This is a genomic window from Ruoffia tabacinasalis (genome assembly GCF_042652985.1).
Lineage (GTDB): Bacteria > Bacillota > Bacilli > Lactobacillales > Aerococcaceae > Ruoffia > Ruoffia tabacinasalis.
Window position 1 is genome coordinate 17,518 of the sequence record NZ_JBHSHQ010000004.1, and the last position, 16,679, is coordinate 34,196.

General features: G+C 39.3%; 12 protein-coding genes and 1 pseudogene. 12 read left to right on the forward strand and 1 reads right to left on the reverse strand.

Going from position 1 to position 16,679, the window contains the following annotated elements; genetic code table 11:
* Positions 1 to 12: 12 nt before the first annotated feature.
* The 8 genes and pseudogenes from ACFO5Y_RS00180 (at position 13) to ACFO5Y_RS00215 (ending at position 10,368) form a co-directional block, all read left to right on the forward strand.
* Positions 13 to 1,383, forward strand: a complete 1,371-nt coding sequence (locus ACFO5Y_RS00180) for a M20/M25/M40 family metallo-hydrolase (RefSeq protein WP_197103185.1) — start codon at positions 13 to 15, stop codon at positions 1,381 to 1,383.
* Positions 1,384 to 1,733: 350 nt separating this feature from the next.
* On the forward strand, positions 1,734 to 2,918 hold the full coding sequence (locus tag ACFO5Y_RS00185; RefSeq protein ID WP_231606793.1) for an amidohydrolase: 1,185 nt from the start codon (positions 1,734 to 1,736) through the stop codon (positions 2,916 to 2,918).
* Positions 2,919 to 3,164: 246 nt separating this feature from the next.
* A pseudogene (locus tag ACFO5Y_RS00190) lies at positions 3,165 to 4,538 on the forward strand (peptide ABC transporter substrate-binding protein).
* Between the two features lie 551 nt (positions 4,539 to 5,089).
* On the forward strand, positions 5,090 to 5,767 hold the full coding sequence (locus tag ACFO5Y_RS00195; protein ID WP_269434902.1) for a response regulator transcription factor: 678 nt from the start codon (positions 5,090 to 5,092) through the stop codon (positions 5,765 to 5,767).
* Positions 5,764 to 6,660 carry a sensor histidine kinase gene (locus ACFO5Y_RS00200; RefSeq protein WP_197103181.1) on the forward strand — a complete coding sequence of 299 codons (897 nt, stop codon included), beginning with the start codon at positions 5,764 to 5,766 and terminating at the stop codon, positions 6,658 to 6,660. Before ACFO5Y_RS00195 ends, ACFO5Y_RS00200 begins: the two co-directional genes overlap by 4 nt.
* Before the next feature lie 114 nt (positions 6,661 to 6,774).
* A complete protein-coding gene (locus tag ACFO5Y_RS00205; protein WP_331459494.1) occupies positions 6,775 to 7,527 on the forward strand; it encodes an ABC transporter ATP-binding protein in 753 nt (250 codons plus the stop codon).
* A 5-nt stretch (positions 7,528 to 7,532) separates the two neighbouring features.
* Positions 7,533 to 9,533 (forward strand): FtsX-like permease family protein, encoded by a 2,001-nt coding sequence (locus ACFO5Y_RS00210; protein ID WP_197103177.1) that lies wholly within the window; start codon positions 7,533 to 7,535, stop codon positions 9,531 to 9,533.
* Positions 9,534 to 9,717: 184 nt separating this feature from the next.
* Entirely contained in the window at positions 9,718 to 10,368 is a 651-nt protein-coding gene (locus ACFO5Y_RS00215) for an endonuclease III domain-containing protein (RefSeq protein WP_197103175.1), read from the forward strand.
* Between the two features lie 40 nt (positions 10,369 to 10,408).
* Here ACFO5Y_RS00215 and ACFO5Y_RS00220 read toward each other — a convergent pair whose 3' ends face one another.
* Positions 10,409 to 10,918, reverse strand: coding sequence for an O-acetyl-ADP-ribose deacetylase (locus ACFO5Y_RS00220; RefSeq protein WP_138405278.1), 510 nt, complete (start codon positions 10,916 to 10,918; stop codon positions 10,409 to 10,411).
* 214 nt (positions 10,919 to 11,132) lie between these two features.
* Between ACFO5Y_RS00220 and ACFO5Y_RS00225 the strand changes: the two genes are divergently transcribed.
* The 4 genes from ACFO5Y_RS00225 (at position 11,133) to ACFO5Y_RS00240 (ending at position 16,665) form a co-directional block, all read left to right on the forward strand.
* Positions 11,133 to 12,164, forward strand: coding sequence for a TIGR04086 family membrane protein (locus ACFO5Y_RS00225; RefSeq protein WP_197103173.1), 1,032 nt, complete (start codon positions 11,133 to 11,135; stop codon positions 12,162 to 12,164).
* An 81-nt stretch (positions 12,165 to 12,245) separates the two neighbouring features.
* Positions 12,246 to 13,484, forward strand: a complete 1,239-nt coding sequence (locus ACFO5Y_RS00230; protein ID WP_197103171.1) for an AI-2E family transporter — start codon at positions 12,246 to 12,248, stop codon at positions 13,482 to 13,484.
* A gap of 220 nt (positions 13,485 to 13,704) precedes the next feature.
* Positions 13,705 to 14,172 (forward strand): CtsR family transcriptional regulator, encoded by a 468-nt coding sequence (locus ACFO5Y_RS00235; protein ID WP_197103169.1) that lies wholly within the window; start codon positions 13,705 to 13,707, stop codon positions 14,170 to 14,172.
* 12 nt (positions 14,173 to 14,184) lie between these two features.
* Positions 14,185 to 16,665 carry an ATP-dependent Clp protease ATP-binding subunit gene (locus ACFO5Y_RS00240; protein ID WP_197103167.1) on the forward strand — a complete coding sequence of 827 codons (2,481 nt, stop codon included), beginning with the start codon at positions 14,185 to 14,187 and terminating at the stop codon, positions 16,663 to 16,665.
* The last annotated feature ends 14 nt before the right edge of the window (positions 16,666 to 16,679 follow it).

Below are 16,679 nucleotides of genomic sequence, written 5' to 3' on the forward strand. Positions count from 1 at the left end.
GAGGAATTAATTATGACAGTAGATTATAAAGCAATCGCAAAAGATTACGCAGACAAATATATGGAGGACTTATTTACGTACTTGCGCTATGAGACCGTCTCAGCGCAAGGTCGTGAAATTCCTGAGACTGCCAATTTTGTTAGAGATACTATTATTGAAGCTGGTGGTGAGAGTGAAATTCTAGGAGATCTAGGGGGGCATCCTGTCGTTTACGGCTATTTCAAAGCCGGTGCTAATGGCAATAGTGACAAGACATTACTATTCTACAACCATTACGACGTTCAACCAGAAGATCCAATTGATGAATGGAAGACAAATCCTTTTGAACCAACGGTTGTTGATGGCAAAATTGTTGCTCGTGGTGTGTCTGACAATAAGGCGAACTTTATGTCGCGGATTGTCGCGGTTAAGGCCATTCAAGATACTGAAGGCGGCTTACCTTGTAATGTGAAGTTCTTTGTTGAAGGTGAGGAAGAGATTGGAAGTCCTAATATTGATAAGTATCTAGAGACTTATGCAGATAAGTTCAGTGCAGATGCCTGTATTTGGGAATCAGGCAGTAAAGATAGCGAAGAGCGAATGGTAATTAGTGCGGGGGTTAAAGGGATTGCCTACTTCGAAGCATCCGTTGTCAGTGCGGATATTGATATTCACTCTTCACAAGCTGCGGTGATTGATAATGGGGCTTGGCGTTTAGTCCATGCTTTAGCAACTTTGCGTGATGCCGATAATAATATTACGGTTGATGGATTCAAAGAAATGCGCACAGAACCAACCGACGTTGAGAAAGAGAGTGTTGCAGCATTTCCTTATAATGAAGCCGCAACGATAGATACTTATGGATTAAAGCATCCTTTAATTACGGATGGCTTAGATTATTCTGCCCAAGAGGCGTTAATTCTTTATCCAACGATGACAATTAGTGGCTTGTTATCAGGTTATACGGGTCAAGGGACGAAGACGGTCCTACCACGTAAAGCGATGGCGAAAATTGATGTGCGACTTGTTCCAGGCTATGAACCTAAAACGGTTTATGATGTGTTGCGCAAGCACTTTGATAATCATGGCTTTAAAGATGTTGACTTGGAGTTATTAACTGGAGTGAAGCCATTTAGAACGGATATATCCGATCCATTCACAGAACAAGTGATAAACTCTGCTAAAGAAGTTTACGGAGAAGAGAATGTCATCTTAGAATTAAATTCTGCAGGAACAGGGCCGATGTATGGGTTCGGAAAATACCTAAATGTACCTATCTTAGGTGCTGGAACAAGTTGGGTCGAGTCTGGCGCACATGCACCAAATGAGAATATTCGGGTTGAAGATTACTATCAAGGTGTAGAACATATTATTCAATTACTGCATACATTTTCGAAGAAATAGAACAGTCAATGAGGATTAAGTGTGAATAAAGCGAGAATAAAGCGAGAAAATGGTTGACGAACATTAGAAAAGCATGTATTATTCTAATATATTAAAAAGAGAGGTGAAAAATATGTCAACATTTGCTAACGTATCAACTTCAAATATTATTAACAGCATTATTATTATTATCGAACAACGATATCTATAATAAGCTGTTATTTGAAGGAGCCTATATAGATATTAGACATAATATCTAGGTAGGCTAAGGTAACAAATGTTGCATTTTTTGCCGGTCGTATTAAATACACCTACCTAGAGTGAATTACTAGGTGGGTGTATTTTTTTATTATTAGAAAAGGGGAAAAACAATGAACTTAACAAACAAACTTTACGAGACTATTCTACAAGAAGAGGCCAACATGATTGCATTCCGTCGCGAACTACATCAATATCCTGAGTTATCAATGGAAGAATATGAGACAACTAAACGCATTGCGCGTGAATTAGATAAAGTAGGCTTATCATACAAATTCATGGAGCCCACGGGATTAGTGGGTGAGATTGTGGGAGGTAAGCCAGATAGAACGGTCTTATTGAGAGCCGATATCGATGCTCTACCTATCTATGAAGTGACTCGTGACTTAGAGTATTGTTCTAAAAATGACGGTGTAATGCATGCTTGTGGACATGATACCCATGCTTCGATGTTGTTAACGGCATTGAAAGCTTTGAATAAAGAGAAGGCAGACTTACAAGGAACGGTTCGCTTTGTATTCCAGCCTTCTGAAGAAAATGGACAAGGTGCTTTGAAGATGATTGAACAGGGTGTCACTGAAGGGGCGGATAACGTCTTTGGTATCCATATTCAAAGCGGAGTTAGAACAGGTGTTGTCATGTGTCCAGAAGGCGAGATGATGGCGTCACATGATTTACTGACGGTTAACTTTACCGGAAAGGGTGGGCATGCTGCCAGACCTGAGAAATGTGTGGATGCAGCAGTGATGGCAAGTAGCTTTGTGATGAATGCGCAAGCTGTTGTAGCGCGTGAAATGAGTCCAATAGAATCAGTTGTTGTAACTATTGGTAAGATGGAGGTTGGAGACCGCTTCAATGTCATTGCGGAGCGTGCACACTTAGAAGGAACAGTCAGAACGTTTAACCCCGTTACGCGCGAAAAAGCAGAAACAGCCTTAAAACGTTACGCTCAAGCAGTGGCTTCGATGTATGGTGGGACTGTGGAGTTTGGTTATCAACATGTTACTCAACCCGTTAGTAATGATGTAGCGAGTGCTCAAAGGGTTCAAGGATTAGCAAGCGAGTTTTTCGGGGAGGAGAATGTCGTCAAGCAAGGTAAGACGACGGGTGGTGAAGATTTTAGTTTCTACATGGTGAATGGCGGTCTACCAGGAGCCTTCGCGGTTGTCGGCGCACAAAGTGATGATGAAGCGACCCACTATGAACATCATCATAATAAATTTAATGTGGATGAGGCAGCGTTGAAGAACGGTGCACGAGTGATGGCTGAATATGCGTATCGATATCTAAACAATTAAAAGGAGAGAAAAGTAATGAAACGAATCAAACAATTATTCTTATTATTTCTAGTTTATTTAATGTTTGCACCAGGTACTCATAGTGTATTCGCACAAGCGCCTGAACCAGGTGTTTTGAGAACGTCTTTAGCGAGTGATCCCGTCTTAGACCCCGCGCTAGTTCCTGATACTTATTCTGGTATTATGATTAAGAACTTAATGGAAGGCTTAACTCGCCCCGATGCAGAAGGTGTACCAGAACCTGCCATGGCAGAATCATGGGATGTGAGTGAAGACGGTTTAGTTTATACATTCCATCTAAGAGAGGGGTCTTGGTCGAATGGGGATCCAGTGACTGCTGGGGACTTTGAATTTGCTTGGAAGCGTGTCTTAGATCCGGATACGGCGTCACCAAAGGCAGGAGACTTATTTGAAGTAGCGAATGCACAAGCATATTACTTAGGTGAAGCAGAGCTTGAAGATGTTGGTATTAAAGCCTTAGATGATAAGACGTTGGAGGTGACATTGGAGAGTCCAACACCCTATTTCCTTGATTTGACCGCAAGAACAACTGTGATGTATCCAGTCAACCCAAGAACGGTGGAAGAGAATTCGTCGTGGGCTCTGGAAGCTGGATAAAATTATGTAACTAATGGACCCTTTACATTATCAGAATGGGAACATAATAGTTACTTTGTCTTTAGCAAAAGCCCATCGTACTGGGATAATGAGAATGTTCAATTAGAGACAGTTGAGATACAAATTATTGAAGCGGAATCGACTGCGAATGCGGCTTTCCAAGCAGGTGAGATTGATTTTGTAGGAATCCCTTTCAATACTGTATCTTTAGATGCCTTAAATACGTATAGAGCGGACGAAACACTTGAAACTGTTGACTTTGCGGCCTTATATGAATACAAGATGAATGTAACCGATCCACAGTTGTCGAATGTAAACATTCGTAAAGCGTTAGCTTATGGAATTGACCGCCAAACATTAATTGATAATATTACGAAAGCTAATGAAAAACCGGCCTTAGGTCTAGTCTCACCAACGATGCGTGGCTTTGAAGATAGTAATAACTATTTCCAAGACGGTGACTTTGAGACAGCGCGTGAATATTTAGCTAAAGGGTTAGAGGAATTAGGACTCAATGATCCTTCAGAATTAACGGTTACTTTGACAACCAACACAAGTGAAACTCATGGTGCCATTGCTCAATATTTACAGGCAGGTTGGGTAAATAATTTAGGTATTAATGTAGAGATTGCCAACCAAGAATGGCAAGTTCACTTAGATAACTTATTAACCTTGAACTATCAATTAGGACGTCTCGGTTCAGTGGCGGAATATAATGATCCGAATGCTTTCTTGGAGATGTATTATGAACTAGATAATGGAATGAATCGTACTGGTTGGGAGAATGCTGAGTATCGAGCATTACTAGATGAAGCCAATGTAGAGACAGATGAAGCGGCTCGGGTTGAGCTATTGAAGCAAGCTGAAGTGGTCTTCATGGATGAGATGCCAACAGTACCCGTTTACTTTTATAGTAATGCTTACGTCGCCAAAGACTTTGTGCAAAATATGCATCCCGATGCCTTTGTTGATGTGCAATTGAAACACGTTGTTGTTGAGTAGTTTTATAATTGAGCGAGCACGAAACTTGAGTGATTGAGTTTCGTGTTTTTTGTTGTGGATTTAATTAGCACTCGAATATGAAACGAGTTCCAGATTAGGTGAGAATAGGCACTCGAATTGAAAACGAGTTCCTGATTAAGTCTAAATTAGCACTCGAATTTAAAACGAGTGCTTGTTTAACTGGAAATTAACACTCGAATAAAAATCGAGTGTCAAGTCCAAAATATTGTGTAAAAATCCAATGCAAGTTACCTCATTTCCTGATGGGGATGAGGAGGCCGATCCATTTACCTACCATAATTCAAACTTATTGTGGTCGCAAACTCAATTACCTACCACAATTTCAATTCATTGTGGTCGCTATCTCAATTTCCAATCGAATCTCTCTATATTTGAGTATTTGGCTTCGTAGTAAAACCTCGAATAAAAATCGAGTGCTAGTTTAACCCAGGGGGCTTTGGAAAGATGTCTACTCAATTTACTTTATGGTATTATTTGAGTACAGAAGTTGAAGGTTTTGTTGAAAGTGGTGAGGAAGTAACTTGAAAATTATGATTATTGAAGATGATTTGACGATTGCCAAGGAATTAGGCAAAGTCTTTGAGAAGTGGCAATTCGAAGTAGTGATTGTCGAAGAATTTGAATATATAATAGAAGCTTTTAGAGAGGAGCAACCGCAACTGATCTTGCTGGACGTTAATTTGCCTTACTACAACGGCTATTATTGGTGTAGGGAGATTCGTAAGGAGTCGGATATACCGATTATTTTCATCTCATCGGTATCTGATCGCATGGATATGATTATGGCTATGCAGATGGGGGCCGATGATTACATTCCGAAGCCGATTGATATGCAGTTTATGGTGAGTAAGGTACAAGCTTTGTTGCGTCGAACCTATGATTTCTCGATGCAGGCAGGGAACATGGAGTTTGCGGGCGTTCTCTTAGATATTCCTAAATCTAAAGTAATCTACCAAGGCGGGCAAGCGGATTTAACCTTTACTGAGTTGCAAATTATGACGACCTTATTCCAGCACAAAGGGGAGTATGTGAGTCGGGAAGCTATTTTGGATGATTGCTGGCAAAATAATCAATTTATTGATGATAATACTTTGGCGGTTAATATGACAAGAATTCGTAAGAAATTAAAGAGCATTGGCTTAGACAATTTTATTGAAACTAAGAAAAATTATGGCTACCGTTTAAAAGGTGAAGGTGATTCAGTATGATGCGCCGGTTTTTAAGCCAACATATGGGGTTAATCACCTTATTTATAGCGATGCATTTATTAATTTGGCTGGTGTTCATTTTATTTGCTTTGCCAATGGATGTCTTTGGTGTCTTGTTCTGGAACTTAACGATTATGATGGGTGTTTATCTCGTATATAAAGCGTTAGTATTCAAACGCGAAAGTCAACTGAGAGAAGTAATTGAAGAATTGGAGCAGGAGCGCACGGACATACTTGAACAAAGTCGCTTAAGGCAAAGTGAATTAGAAAATTACTTTATGATGTGGGTCCATCAAATAAAAACGCCGATTACAGTCAGTCAATTAATTTTAAGCAATCCCGATGACAAGGCCTTGGCTAATTTGCGACAGGAAATGTTGGATATCGATAATTATACGAATATGGCTCTGAATTATTTGAAACTATCTAACCCTGAGACGAACATGGTATTTTCTAAGCGAAAGCTAGGTGAAATAATCAAACCACTCCTGCGTAAATATCGTATTCAATTCATTCAACATAATATTAAATTACACTATGAGCTGAATGAAGCAGAAGTTGTGACCGAAGTGAATTTAACAAGTTTAATGATTGAGCAACTACTGAACAATGCCTTGAAATACGCTAAACAAGAAAGTATCTACCTGACATTTGATCCCGAAACGTATGTATTATCGATTAAAGATACCGGAAAAGGCATTCGAGCGGAAGATTTGCCGAAGATATTTGATAAAGGCTATTCAGGTTTTAATGGGCAATTGAATCAAAAGTCAAGCGGACTTGGTTTGTACTTAGTGAACTTAGTGTCTAAGCGTTTGGAACAGCCAGTTACCGTTGAGTCTAGAGTGAATGAAGAGACGGTCTTTACGATAAAATTCCACAAAGAGGCCTAATCTTACAATTTTGTAAGGTTGGGTTATCTTTTTGTAAGATTGGTTAAAGGAACCTGGGGCGGTCGTTGGATATACTTAGGACATAGATTAGCGAATGAATATTAACGGAGGGATATTATGTTATTAGATGTAAAAAATGTCAAAAAAGTATATAAAACACGCGGTACCCAAACAACAGCACTACAACAAATTGACTTTGGGGTGAATGAAGGAGAATTCGTGGCGATTATGGGGGAGTCAGGTTCAGGTAAATCAACTTTACTCAACATTATCGCAACCTTTGACCAACCCAGTCAGGGAACAGTGCATTTGAATGGTACAAATACAGCCAAAATAAAGAAGAATAAAATAGCCCAGTTTCGTCGGGAGCAACTTGGCTTTGTGTTCCAAGATTTTAATGTGTTGGACACGTTCTCGAATAAGGATAATATCTTATTGCCAATGGTCTTATCGAATGCTGATATTAAAGAGATGGAAAGACGCCTACAAGAGATTGCGCCGATTCTGGGGATTCAAAATTTACTGGAGAAATATCCTTACGAGATATCAGGTGGGCAACGTCAACGGGTAGCCATTGCTCGAGCTATTATTACGAATCCACCATTATTATTAGCGGATGAGCCGACAGGGGCATTGGATTCGAAGTCTTCCGAGCAAATATTAGGCCTGTTCAAGGAATTGAATCGCTTGAACAAAACTATCTTAATGGTAACGCACTCGATTCAAGCAGCTTCGTATGCGAGTCGGGTTCTGTTTATTAAAGATGGGGTCGTCTATCATGAATTGTATCGTGGAGAAGAGTCGAATCAAGCGTTCAATGAACGAATCTCACAAAGCTTGACGATGCTAGCAGATCGTGGGGTGTAAGCAACATGACACTTTCTATGTTGACTAAGTTAGCGGCTCAAGGTATTGCGAAGAGACGGACAATTTATTTCCCTTATTTTCTAGCAGTCGTTTTAATTATGGCTTTGGAATATATTATGATTTCACTTATCTCTAACGAGTATGTCCAAACGCGCCAGGCTGAGTTGCCGACAATAATTATGATTGGTGCGTTTTTCTCGACCTTGTTGGCGGTGATCTTCATCTTATATGCTAATAACTTTATTCAAAGGCAACGTCGGATGGAGTTCGCCTTGTATACAGTGTTAGGGCTTGAAGGGCGTCACATTCGCTTGATTATTCTCATTGAACAAGTGCTGACCTGGTTTGTTGGTAGTATTTTATCGATTGGTGTCGGTTATGCTTTAGGTAATGTGATGTTTATGTTGCTCAACCGGCTCACGCAAGACTTGGGAGCTGGATTGATGGATTATCCGTTTAGCCCATGGGCAGCGCTAGGTACGACTACCATTATTGCGGGGGTTATGTTCTTCATCTACCTGTTAAATAGTATTCGCTTAGCGCGTTTGAACCCGGCTGAATTATTAAGTCAGACACATGCAGGTGAATCAGAGCCTAAGTCACGTTGGCTTGTTTTGTTAATTGGTTTGATCACTTTAGCGGCAGGTTATTATATTGCCCTGACGACAACGGGCGTCATAGATGCTTTGTTGAAGGTCTTTGTTGCGATTTTCTTAGTGGTTATTGCGACTTATGCCTTGTTAATGAGTTTAAGTATTATTTTCTTAAAACGCTTGAAACGTAATAAGGACTATTACTACCAGCCAATCCACTTCTTATCAGTATCAGGAATGTTATACCGGATGAAAGGTAATGCAACTAGTTTGGCTGGGATTGCGATTCTGTGTACTGGGATTGTCTTAACGCTGGGTACGACGTTGACCTTGTACTTAGGGATGGAAGAACAAGTTGAACAGGCTACGAGTCATGATTTTGAATTAGAATATATGGGTTATGTTGAAGGAGCTAGTGCTGATAAAGCAGAAACTGTCTTGAATCAAGCGCTTAGTGAATTCGCCACCTACGGAGATGTTCAGGATGTTACTTTAGCAAGAGAAGGTTTTATAACTTCGGCTTACTCTAATAAAGACTTTCGACCGCTTGAACCGACGAGCAAATTACAGCCCAATGACTTTGTCTATATAATCGGTGTTCCGCTGGAAGATTTTAATCAGTTATATAATCAAGACTATGACTTGGCGAAGAATGAAGTCTTATTTGCAGGTCATTTAGATAAAATCCAAGATTCAGATATAGTCACTATGGGTGAGCGGGAATTTCACGTTCATACGATTGCTTCAAGTTATGTTCCGACGAACTATGTCGGTCAAGTTGTCTACGTTGTCTTTCCAACGATTGAAGATGTGGAAGCTTTAGCTCAAGCTTTTCCAACTTACACAAGAAATGGCGAGGAATTAATCGGCAGTGTAGAGTATTCGCTAGTGTTCAATGCGGCGGATGAAGAGGCACGTGATAATATTGAAGCGAACCTACCGGAAGATGAGATATTGGAACTGAGTGATTCGGACTTAGTTCGCGTGATGTCAGCTCAGCAAATATCGAAAAGTTTATATTCCTTGAATGGTGGCTTCTTATTCTTAGGAATTATTGTTGGGGTGGTCTTGATGATTGGGACGGTGTTGATGCTTTATTTCAAGCAAGTGTCTGAAGGGTATCAAGATCAAGGTAAATTTGAGATTATGCGTAAAGTCGGTCTGCCTGATAAGTTAATCCGACAAACGATTCGCCATCAAATTTTTTGGATTTTTGCTTTGCCGATTATGATCGCGGTCATTCACTCGCTCTTTGCGTCTAAGATTATGTTCGAACTCTTAGGTCTATTATCAGTGAAAAATGTAAGTACCTTTGTAATTGGTTATGGAACGGTCTTAGCGATTTTCATTGTGGTGTATCTGTTGTTTTACTTTATTACTTCAAGGGTTTACTACCGGATTATTAAGCAATAAATTTAAATGTAGATATACATGCTAAAAAAATACGAAAAGACTTCTCAAGCTTGATAGATTAGGCTTAGGAAGTCTTTTTGGCTTTGATAACTGTCAAACTCAGCTTATTAGTGTGAATGTTGTTTGGTTGATGAATTTGATACAATAATGATACGAATACACTTTGGATAATGGAGGAAATTGAATGCAAGAAATGACCCAATATGAATTGTTCCACCGATTACTTGAAGAGATGGGAGAGACGGGGTGGTGGCCGGCAGAATCAAAAGTCGAGATTGTAGTAGGAGCTATTATGATTCAAAACACGACGGCAGCGAATGCTGAGCGAGCGGTTATGAATATTGGTCAAGCAACACAATTTGATACACAAGCCATTTTGGACTTGCCAAGAGAAGAGCTAGAGGTATTAGTTCGTCCGGCTGGCTTCTATAAGAATAAGAGCAAGGCAGTTCATTCTGTACTTCACTGGTTTAATGAGCACGATAATGACTTAAGAGGCATTGTTAGAAAGTATGAAAGTCACTTACGCCAAGAATTATTGAAACTACATGGAGTTGGCGATGAGACAGCAGATGTGCTTTTGTTATATATATTCGACCAACCGGTCTTTGTCTCAGATAAATATGCTCAGAAACTATACACAGAATTAGGTGTGACAGGTATGGATAACTACAAGGCGATGCGAAAGAAAGTCTCTTTAGATGAGCAGTTTACAACTTGGGAAGCCCAAGAATTCCATGGGTTAATTGATGAGTTTGGAAAAATATACTTACGTGGAAAGGGAAATTTTGAAGCGAGCTTTTTAGCTGGCTATCAGTTAAAAATCGAAGAATAAAAACCCCGGCCTCAATCTAGCTTGAAGCGGGAGTTTCTTGTTAAGCATTCTTAAGCGCGCCATCGTATGCTTTCTTAGTATCTGAATCAAATAGCACCCAAATAATTAAATCAAACGCATCAGGATGTTCGTTCATGACATCTTTAACTGTCGAAATTGCAATTTCTGCGGCTAGATTCACAGGGAAGTGATAAACACCCGTTGAAATTGAAGGAAAAGCGACTTTGCGAATACCGTGTTCCATGGCTAGCAGTAAAGATTGTCGGTAACAACTTTCTAACAAATCCGCTTCGTTAGAGTAACCACCATTCCAGACAGGGCCAACGGTGTGAATAATATGTTCGACGGGGAGATGATAAGCTTGAGAAATTTTTGCTTCGCCTGTTTGACAACCGCCAAGTGTTCGAGTTTCTTCTAAAAGTTTTGGACCGGCCGCGCGATGAATCGCACCATCGACACCACCTCCGCCCAGAAGGCTATGGTTGGCAGCATTAACAATCGCATCTACTTGATCGACTTGAGTAATATCACCGAGCATCGTTTCAATCATTTTACTCACCTCTTTTCTATAGTATAACACGGATTTGACAGGCTTAAACTATCATTTAATCGAAACAATATTATGCCTTCTGAATATATATATTGTTGCAATATTCAATAAGTTGAATAAATAGAATCATTGAAACCAAGCCGTTATAATTGACCTTGACATCTAAATGTAATAAGATTATTTATGTAATAATTAATTATTTAGGAGTGAAAAGATGAAGAAATATATATTAGATGGAATTAATGAGAAAGCGGGAAATAACATGTCATGGCGTGCGATTTTCGCTGGTGTTGTAACATTTGTAGCGATTAGTATTTTATTCTCATTGATTGGAGCAGCAATTGGCTTTGGCGTACCTGATTTTACAAGCCAAAACCCATTAGATGGTGTCGGGATCGGTTTAGTTATTTGGATCATTATCGCATTAATCGTATCGCTAGCAGCCGCTGGTTATGTAACAGGGATTACAGCTAATCGAGCTGGTTTTATCCATGGTTTCTTAACTTGGGCAGTAAGTGTCATTGTGATGTTTGCTTTAATGACATCTGCAGTTGGTATGGCATTTAATTCCTTAGGAACAGTTTTAGGCTATACAGGACAAGTTGCTGGAGACGCCATCTCTGGAACAGCGGATACTGTTGGATCATTATCTCAAGAAGCATTTGATTCAATCGCTCAAGAAATTGATGTTGATTCACAAGACTTAGAACAAACTGTGACAGATGTATTAGAAGATACTGAAATCGCGCAATTACAACCTGATTACTTAGATAATCAAGTTCAAGCGACAATTGATGATGTATCCACAGCAGGTTATAATATTGTTGTTAATGGACAAGATCCACAACAAGAGATTGAGAACGTAACTAGCAATATCCAAGGTCGTATTGACGAAATCGGTCAAGAATTAGATGAAGATGCTTTAACTGAAGCAATCTCAAATAATACTGATTTATCTGAACAAGAAGCAGAAGAAGCCGTAACAAATATTCAAGAAGCTTATGGACAAGCAAGTCAAGAAGCTGAACAAGCATTAAATGATGCTCAAGCAGCTGTTGAAGACTTACAAGTACAAGCTGAGCAAGCTTTCGCTGAAAGTGCACAAGTTGCTGAAGATGTTGCAAATAAAACTTCACAATACTCATTATATGTATTCTTAGGCTTATTAGTTGCAATGTTTATTACTTCATTCGCTGGTTTTGCTGGTGCTAAAACAGCAAGCGAAACACATAATAATGCTGTCTAATAAAGACTAGAAACAATAAACAAATTTAATTGACTACACCTCTCTCTTAGTCTATTCTATAACTAAGAGAGAGGTGTTTTTTTGAATCATTTTAAACTTGATAAGCAATTTATAGCAAAGGTATTATTTATTGCGGTTGTTATTTTAATTATTTTTAATTGGTCACAAGTAGCAGGTGCCTTTGGAGTTGTTTGGCAAGTTGCTTTCCCAGTTGTCTTAGGGGGAATGATGGCTTACGTTTTGAACTTACTCATGAACCAGTTTGAGAAAAGATTGTATCCCAATACGGATAAAAAATGGTTGCAACACACTCGCCGTCCGCTAGCGATTGTACTTTCAATTTTAGTCATTACTTTAGTCGTTGCGGGAATCATTGGTTTAGTTGTTCCGCAACTAATTACAGCAATATCAACATTAGTTGAAGCGGTGCCGACCGTGACAAATTCTGTGCAAACTTGGGTTGAAGAGCAACAACATCTTATCCCAATGTTTAATGACTTAATGGAGCAAGTGGACTTTAATTGGAGTAGTGTGATGTCTAGTTTTGCAGAGATTGGAAACCGACTGCTTCGAGGTGTAGCGGAGTCTTCTGTATCACTTTTATCTAGTTCAGCTTCAGCTGTGACAACCTTTGTATTGTCAGTGATGTTTGCCCTTTATATTTTAGTGTCGAAAGAAAAGCTGGGTAAAAATTTCAATGATATCCTGATTTCATATTTGAGTGATGAGCAAGTAAGAATTGTTAAGAACATCTTGAATGTGACTGACGATGTCTTTTCCAACTATATTACAGGAACGGTCATTGAAGCCTTTATCCTAGGTTTCATCGTATCGCTTGGACTTTGGGCCATCCAAATGCCATATGCAGCCATGCTCGGAGCCTTGCAAGGTGCGTTAGCGTTTATTCCTTTAGTCGGAGCATTTTTAGCGGGGTTTGTCGGTGCTATTATCCAATTCGCGGTTTCGCCAGTGAATGCGTTAATTTATCTCATTTTCGTTATTGTCGTTCAACAACTCGAAGGAGATTTGATCTATCCGCGTGTGGTTGGTGATTCAATCGGCCTTCCAGGTATGTGGGTCTTAGCAGCCGTAACTGTCGGTGGCGGCTTGTTCGGAATTTCAGGTATTTTACTTGGGGTACCGGTCTTTGCAACAATCTATAAACTATTCAGTTTAGATATAAGCTATCGTAAACAGATTCGGGAAGAAGCCAAAGAACGTTCTCTAATGAATGAATACGAAGAAGAAGGGTTAAAATTAAAGCCATTTGAAGCCCTCCGTCATAAAATATTGACACCTGAAGATATTCAAGATATTTAAATAAAATGGAGCCCTGATGTCTATATAAGATAGATTTAGGGCTCTTTTTCAATTCAAAATGTTGATTTTTTCAATGGATATGCTATAATGGTCAAAGAAGGTCAGAAGGCACGCAATCACTTCATTAAAGTCCTCTTTCCTTAAACTGAATAGTTGTCGAGAAAGTTTTTTTATTATATAATAGTCAAAGATAGTCAATGTTAGTGGAAGGGGGATCATAGTGGCACAAAGAAATATGTCGGATATTATTGAAGCTTATTTAAAAAGCTTTTTGAAAAATAGTGAAAGAATTGAAATCAAACGAAGTGATATTGCAGAACAATTTGATTGTGTACCTTCACAGATTAACTATGTTATTAATACACGCTTTACTCAAGAACATGGCTATATGGTAGAAAGTAAACGAGGTGGTGGGGGCTATATACGGATTCTAAAAGTTGAGTTAGTTGATGAAATCGACGCCCTTGACGATATGATCCAAATGATAGGACCGCGTATAAATCACCGCAGTGCAATCAATATTATTGAAACATTAGTCAACCATAGTATAATGACAGAACGAGAAGGCGCATTAATACTATCAGTGATTGATAAAGCATTACTACAAACAATCTCGTTACATGAACAAGAAGCAAGAGCTTTGATTCTGTCGAAGTTTTTAGAACAATTACGAATTACATATAAATAAAGAGGTGAAAGTATGTTTGAAGAATTATTTACTGAAAGTGCTCGCCAAGTAATGATTTTTGCTGCTGAGCAAGCGTATTACTTAAGACATCAGGCTGTGGGCACAGAACATATCTTATTAGGTCTAGCTCGTGAAGAGTCAGGTATTGCTGGGAAAGCTTTACGTGGTATGGGCGCAGACTACCAAACGTTACTAACTGAATTAGAAATTATTCACGGTAAAGTGAATGCTCCACGTATGCAAGGGGATATTGTTATTCCATACTCACCACGTGCGAAGAAAATTATTATGAATGCATCGAATGATGCGAAACGTTTAGGTGTGCCAAAAGTTGGAACAGAGCATTTATTACTAGGCATGTTAAAAGAAGAAATCTTAGCAACAGTTCTATTAAAGAACTTAGGTATCAACTTAAATGAATTAAGAAAAACAATCTACGAAATGGTTGGTGTGAACGATTCAACAGGACGCGTTCAAAATGGCCGTCGTGGACGTCAAAAACAACAACAGCAACAAAATGGAGTAGCAAGTTCGACAACACCAACTTTAGATTCACTTGCACGTGACTTAACACAATTAGCGCGTGACGGGAAGTTAGATCCAGTGGTTGGACGTGCGAATGAAATACGTCGTATCGTACAAATTGTTAGTCGCCGTTCAAAAAATAACCCCGTATTAGTCGGGGAACCTGGTGTTGGTAAAACTGCAATTGCCGAAGGTCTAGCAGAACGTATTGTATCTGGTGGAGTGCCTGAAAACATTGCTAACAAACGTTTAATGATGTTAGATATGGGTTCTCTTGTTGCGGGAACGAAATACCGTGGTGAATTCGAAGAACGTATGAAGAAAATCATTGAAGAAATTACCGAAGATGGTTATACAATTCTCTTCATTGATGAGTTACATACATTAATTGGGGCAGGATCAGCCGAAGGTGCTGTTGACGCAGCAAACATCCTGAAACCAGCATTAGCTCGTGGAGAAATTCAAATCATTGGTGCAACTACTTTAGATGAATATCAAAAACACATTGAAAAAGATGCAGCCTTAGAACGTCGTTTCTCTAAAGTTCAAATCGATGAGCCAACTCAACAAGAGTCTGTTCAAATTATTCATGGACTTAAAGAACGTTACGAAAAACACCACAATGTAGAAATTACTGATGAAGCGGTCGAAGCAGCGGTTAAATTAAGTACACGTTACTTAACTGAACGTCGCTTACCAGATAAAGCCGTTGATTTAATTGATGAGGCCTCAGCTAAAGTACGTATTGATGCAACGACGCACAGTACAAACTTAAGCGACCTTGAGAAAAAATTAGGCGAATTATCCGATAAAAAAGAAAAAGCTATCTTAGCCCGTGATTTTGACACTGCAGCCAAAATCCGTGAAGAAGAACAAAAAGTTGAAACTCAAATCGAAGCAGCTGCGAAAGCAGAAAGCAAAGATAAGGGTGAAGGTGAAGCAATTCTTAAAGTGGGTCCTGAAGATATCGCAGAAGTAATTACTATTTCAACAGGTATCCCAGTAAAACAATTAGATACTGCCGAATCAAAACGTCTTGTTCACTTAGAAGAAGAGTTGCATGAACGTGTTATCGGTCAAGATGATGCTGTTGTATCAGTATCTAAAGCGATCCGCCGCGCATACAGTGGCTTGAAGAGTCCTAAACGACCAATTGGGTCATTTATGTTCTTAGGCCCAACTGGGGTAGGTAAGACAGAATTAGCGAAAGCTTTAGCTTCATCTATCTTTGGTAGCGAGGACAATATGATCCGTGTGGATATGTCTGAATACATGGAAAAACACAGTGTGTCTCGTTTAGTAGGTTCACCTCCAGGATACGTTGGTTATGATGAAGCAGGTCAATTGACTGAGCAAGTTCGTCAAAAACCTTACAGTGTGATTCTCTTAGATGAGGTTGAAAAAGCCCATCCAGATGTATTTAACATGTTATTACAAGTATTTGATGATGGTCATATGACAGATGGTAAAGGGCGTCGTGTCGACTTCCGTAACACAATTATCATCATGACTTCGAACATGGGAGCAACAGCTCTTCGTGATGACAAGTCAGTCGGATTCGGTGCTGTGGACTATACAGATGACTTCAAGGCAATGGAAGCACGCGTTATGGAAGAAGTAAAACGTGGATTCCGTCCAGAATTCATTAACCGTATTGACGAAATTATTGTCTTCCACCCATTATCTAAAGATCAAATTAAAGAGATTGTTAAATTACAAGCGCAAGATATCATCAACCGTCTACATGATCTTGAGATTGAAGCCCGTGTAACAGAGACAGCTCTAGAAATTATTGCTGACGCTGGCTTCGATCCAGAATATGGAGCAAGACCAATCCGTCGCGCAATTCAAAAACAAATAGAAGACGAGTTAAGTGAAATGATGCTAAGTGGAGATATCAAATTAGGTGATAACATCACCATTGGTGGCCGCCAAGGAGCAATCAATATCAATAACCGTTCTAAATAATACAGATGAATCGT

Excerpts from the sequence above, each read along its gene's own strand:
- ACFO5Y_RS00180 (WP_197103185.1), top strand. The coding sequence starts at position 13 with ATGACAGTAGATTATAAAGCAATCGCAAAAGATTACGCAGACAAATAT.
- ACFO5Y_RS00185 (WP_231606793.1), top strand. The coding sequence starts at position 1,734 with ATGAACTTAACAAACAAACTTTACGAGACTATTCTACAAGAAGAGGCC.
- ACFO5Y_RS00240 (WP_197103167.1), top strand. The coding sequence starts at position 14,185 with ATGTTTGAAGAATTATTTACTGAAAGTGCTCGCCAAGTAATGATTTTT.
- ACFO5Y_RS00220 (WP_138405278.1), bottom strand. The coding sequence starts at position 10,918 with ATGATTGAAACGATGCTCGGTGATATTACTCAAGTCGATCAAGTAGAT.
- ACFO5Y_RS00195 (WP_269434902.1), top strand. The coding sequence starts at position 5,090 with ATGATTATTGAAGATGATTTGACGATTGCCAAGGAATTAGGCAAAGTC.
- ACFO5Y_RS00210 (WP_197103177.1), top strand. The coding sequence starts at position 7,533 with ATGACACTTTCTATGTTGACTAAGTTAGCGGCTCAAGGTATTGCGAAG.
- ACFO5Y_RS00225 (WP_197103173.1), top strand. The coding sequence starts at position 11,133 with ATGAAGAAATATATATTAGATGGAATTAATGAGAAAGCGGGAAATAAC.
- ACFO5Y_RS00200 (WP_197103181.1), top strand. The coding sequence starts at position 5,764 with ATGATGCGCCGGTTTTTAAGCCAACATATGGGGTTAATCACCTTATTT.
- ACFO5Y_RS00215 (WP_197103175.1), top strand. The coding sequence starts at position 9,718 with ATGCAAGAAATGACCCAATATGAATTGTTCCACCGATTACTTGAAGAG.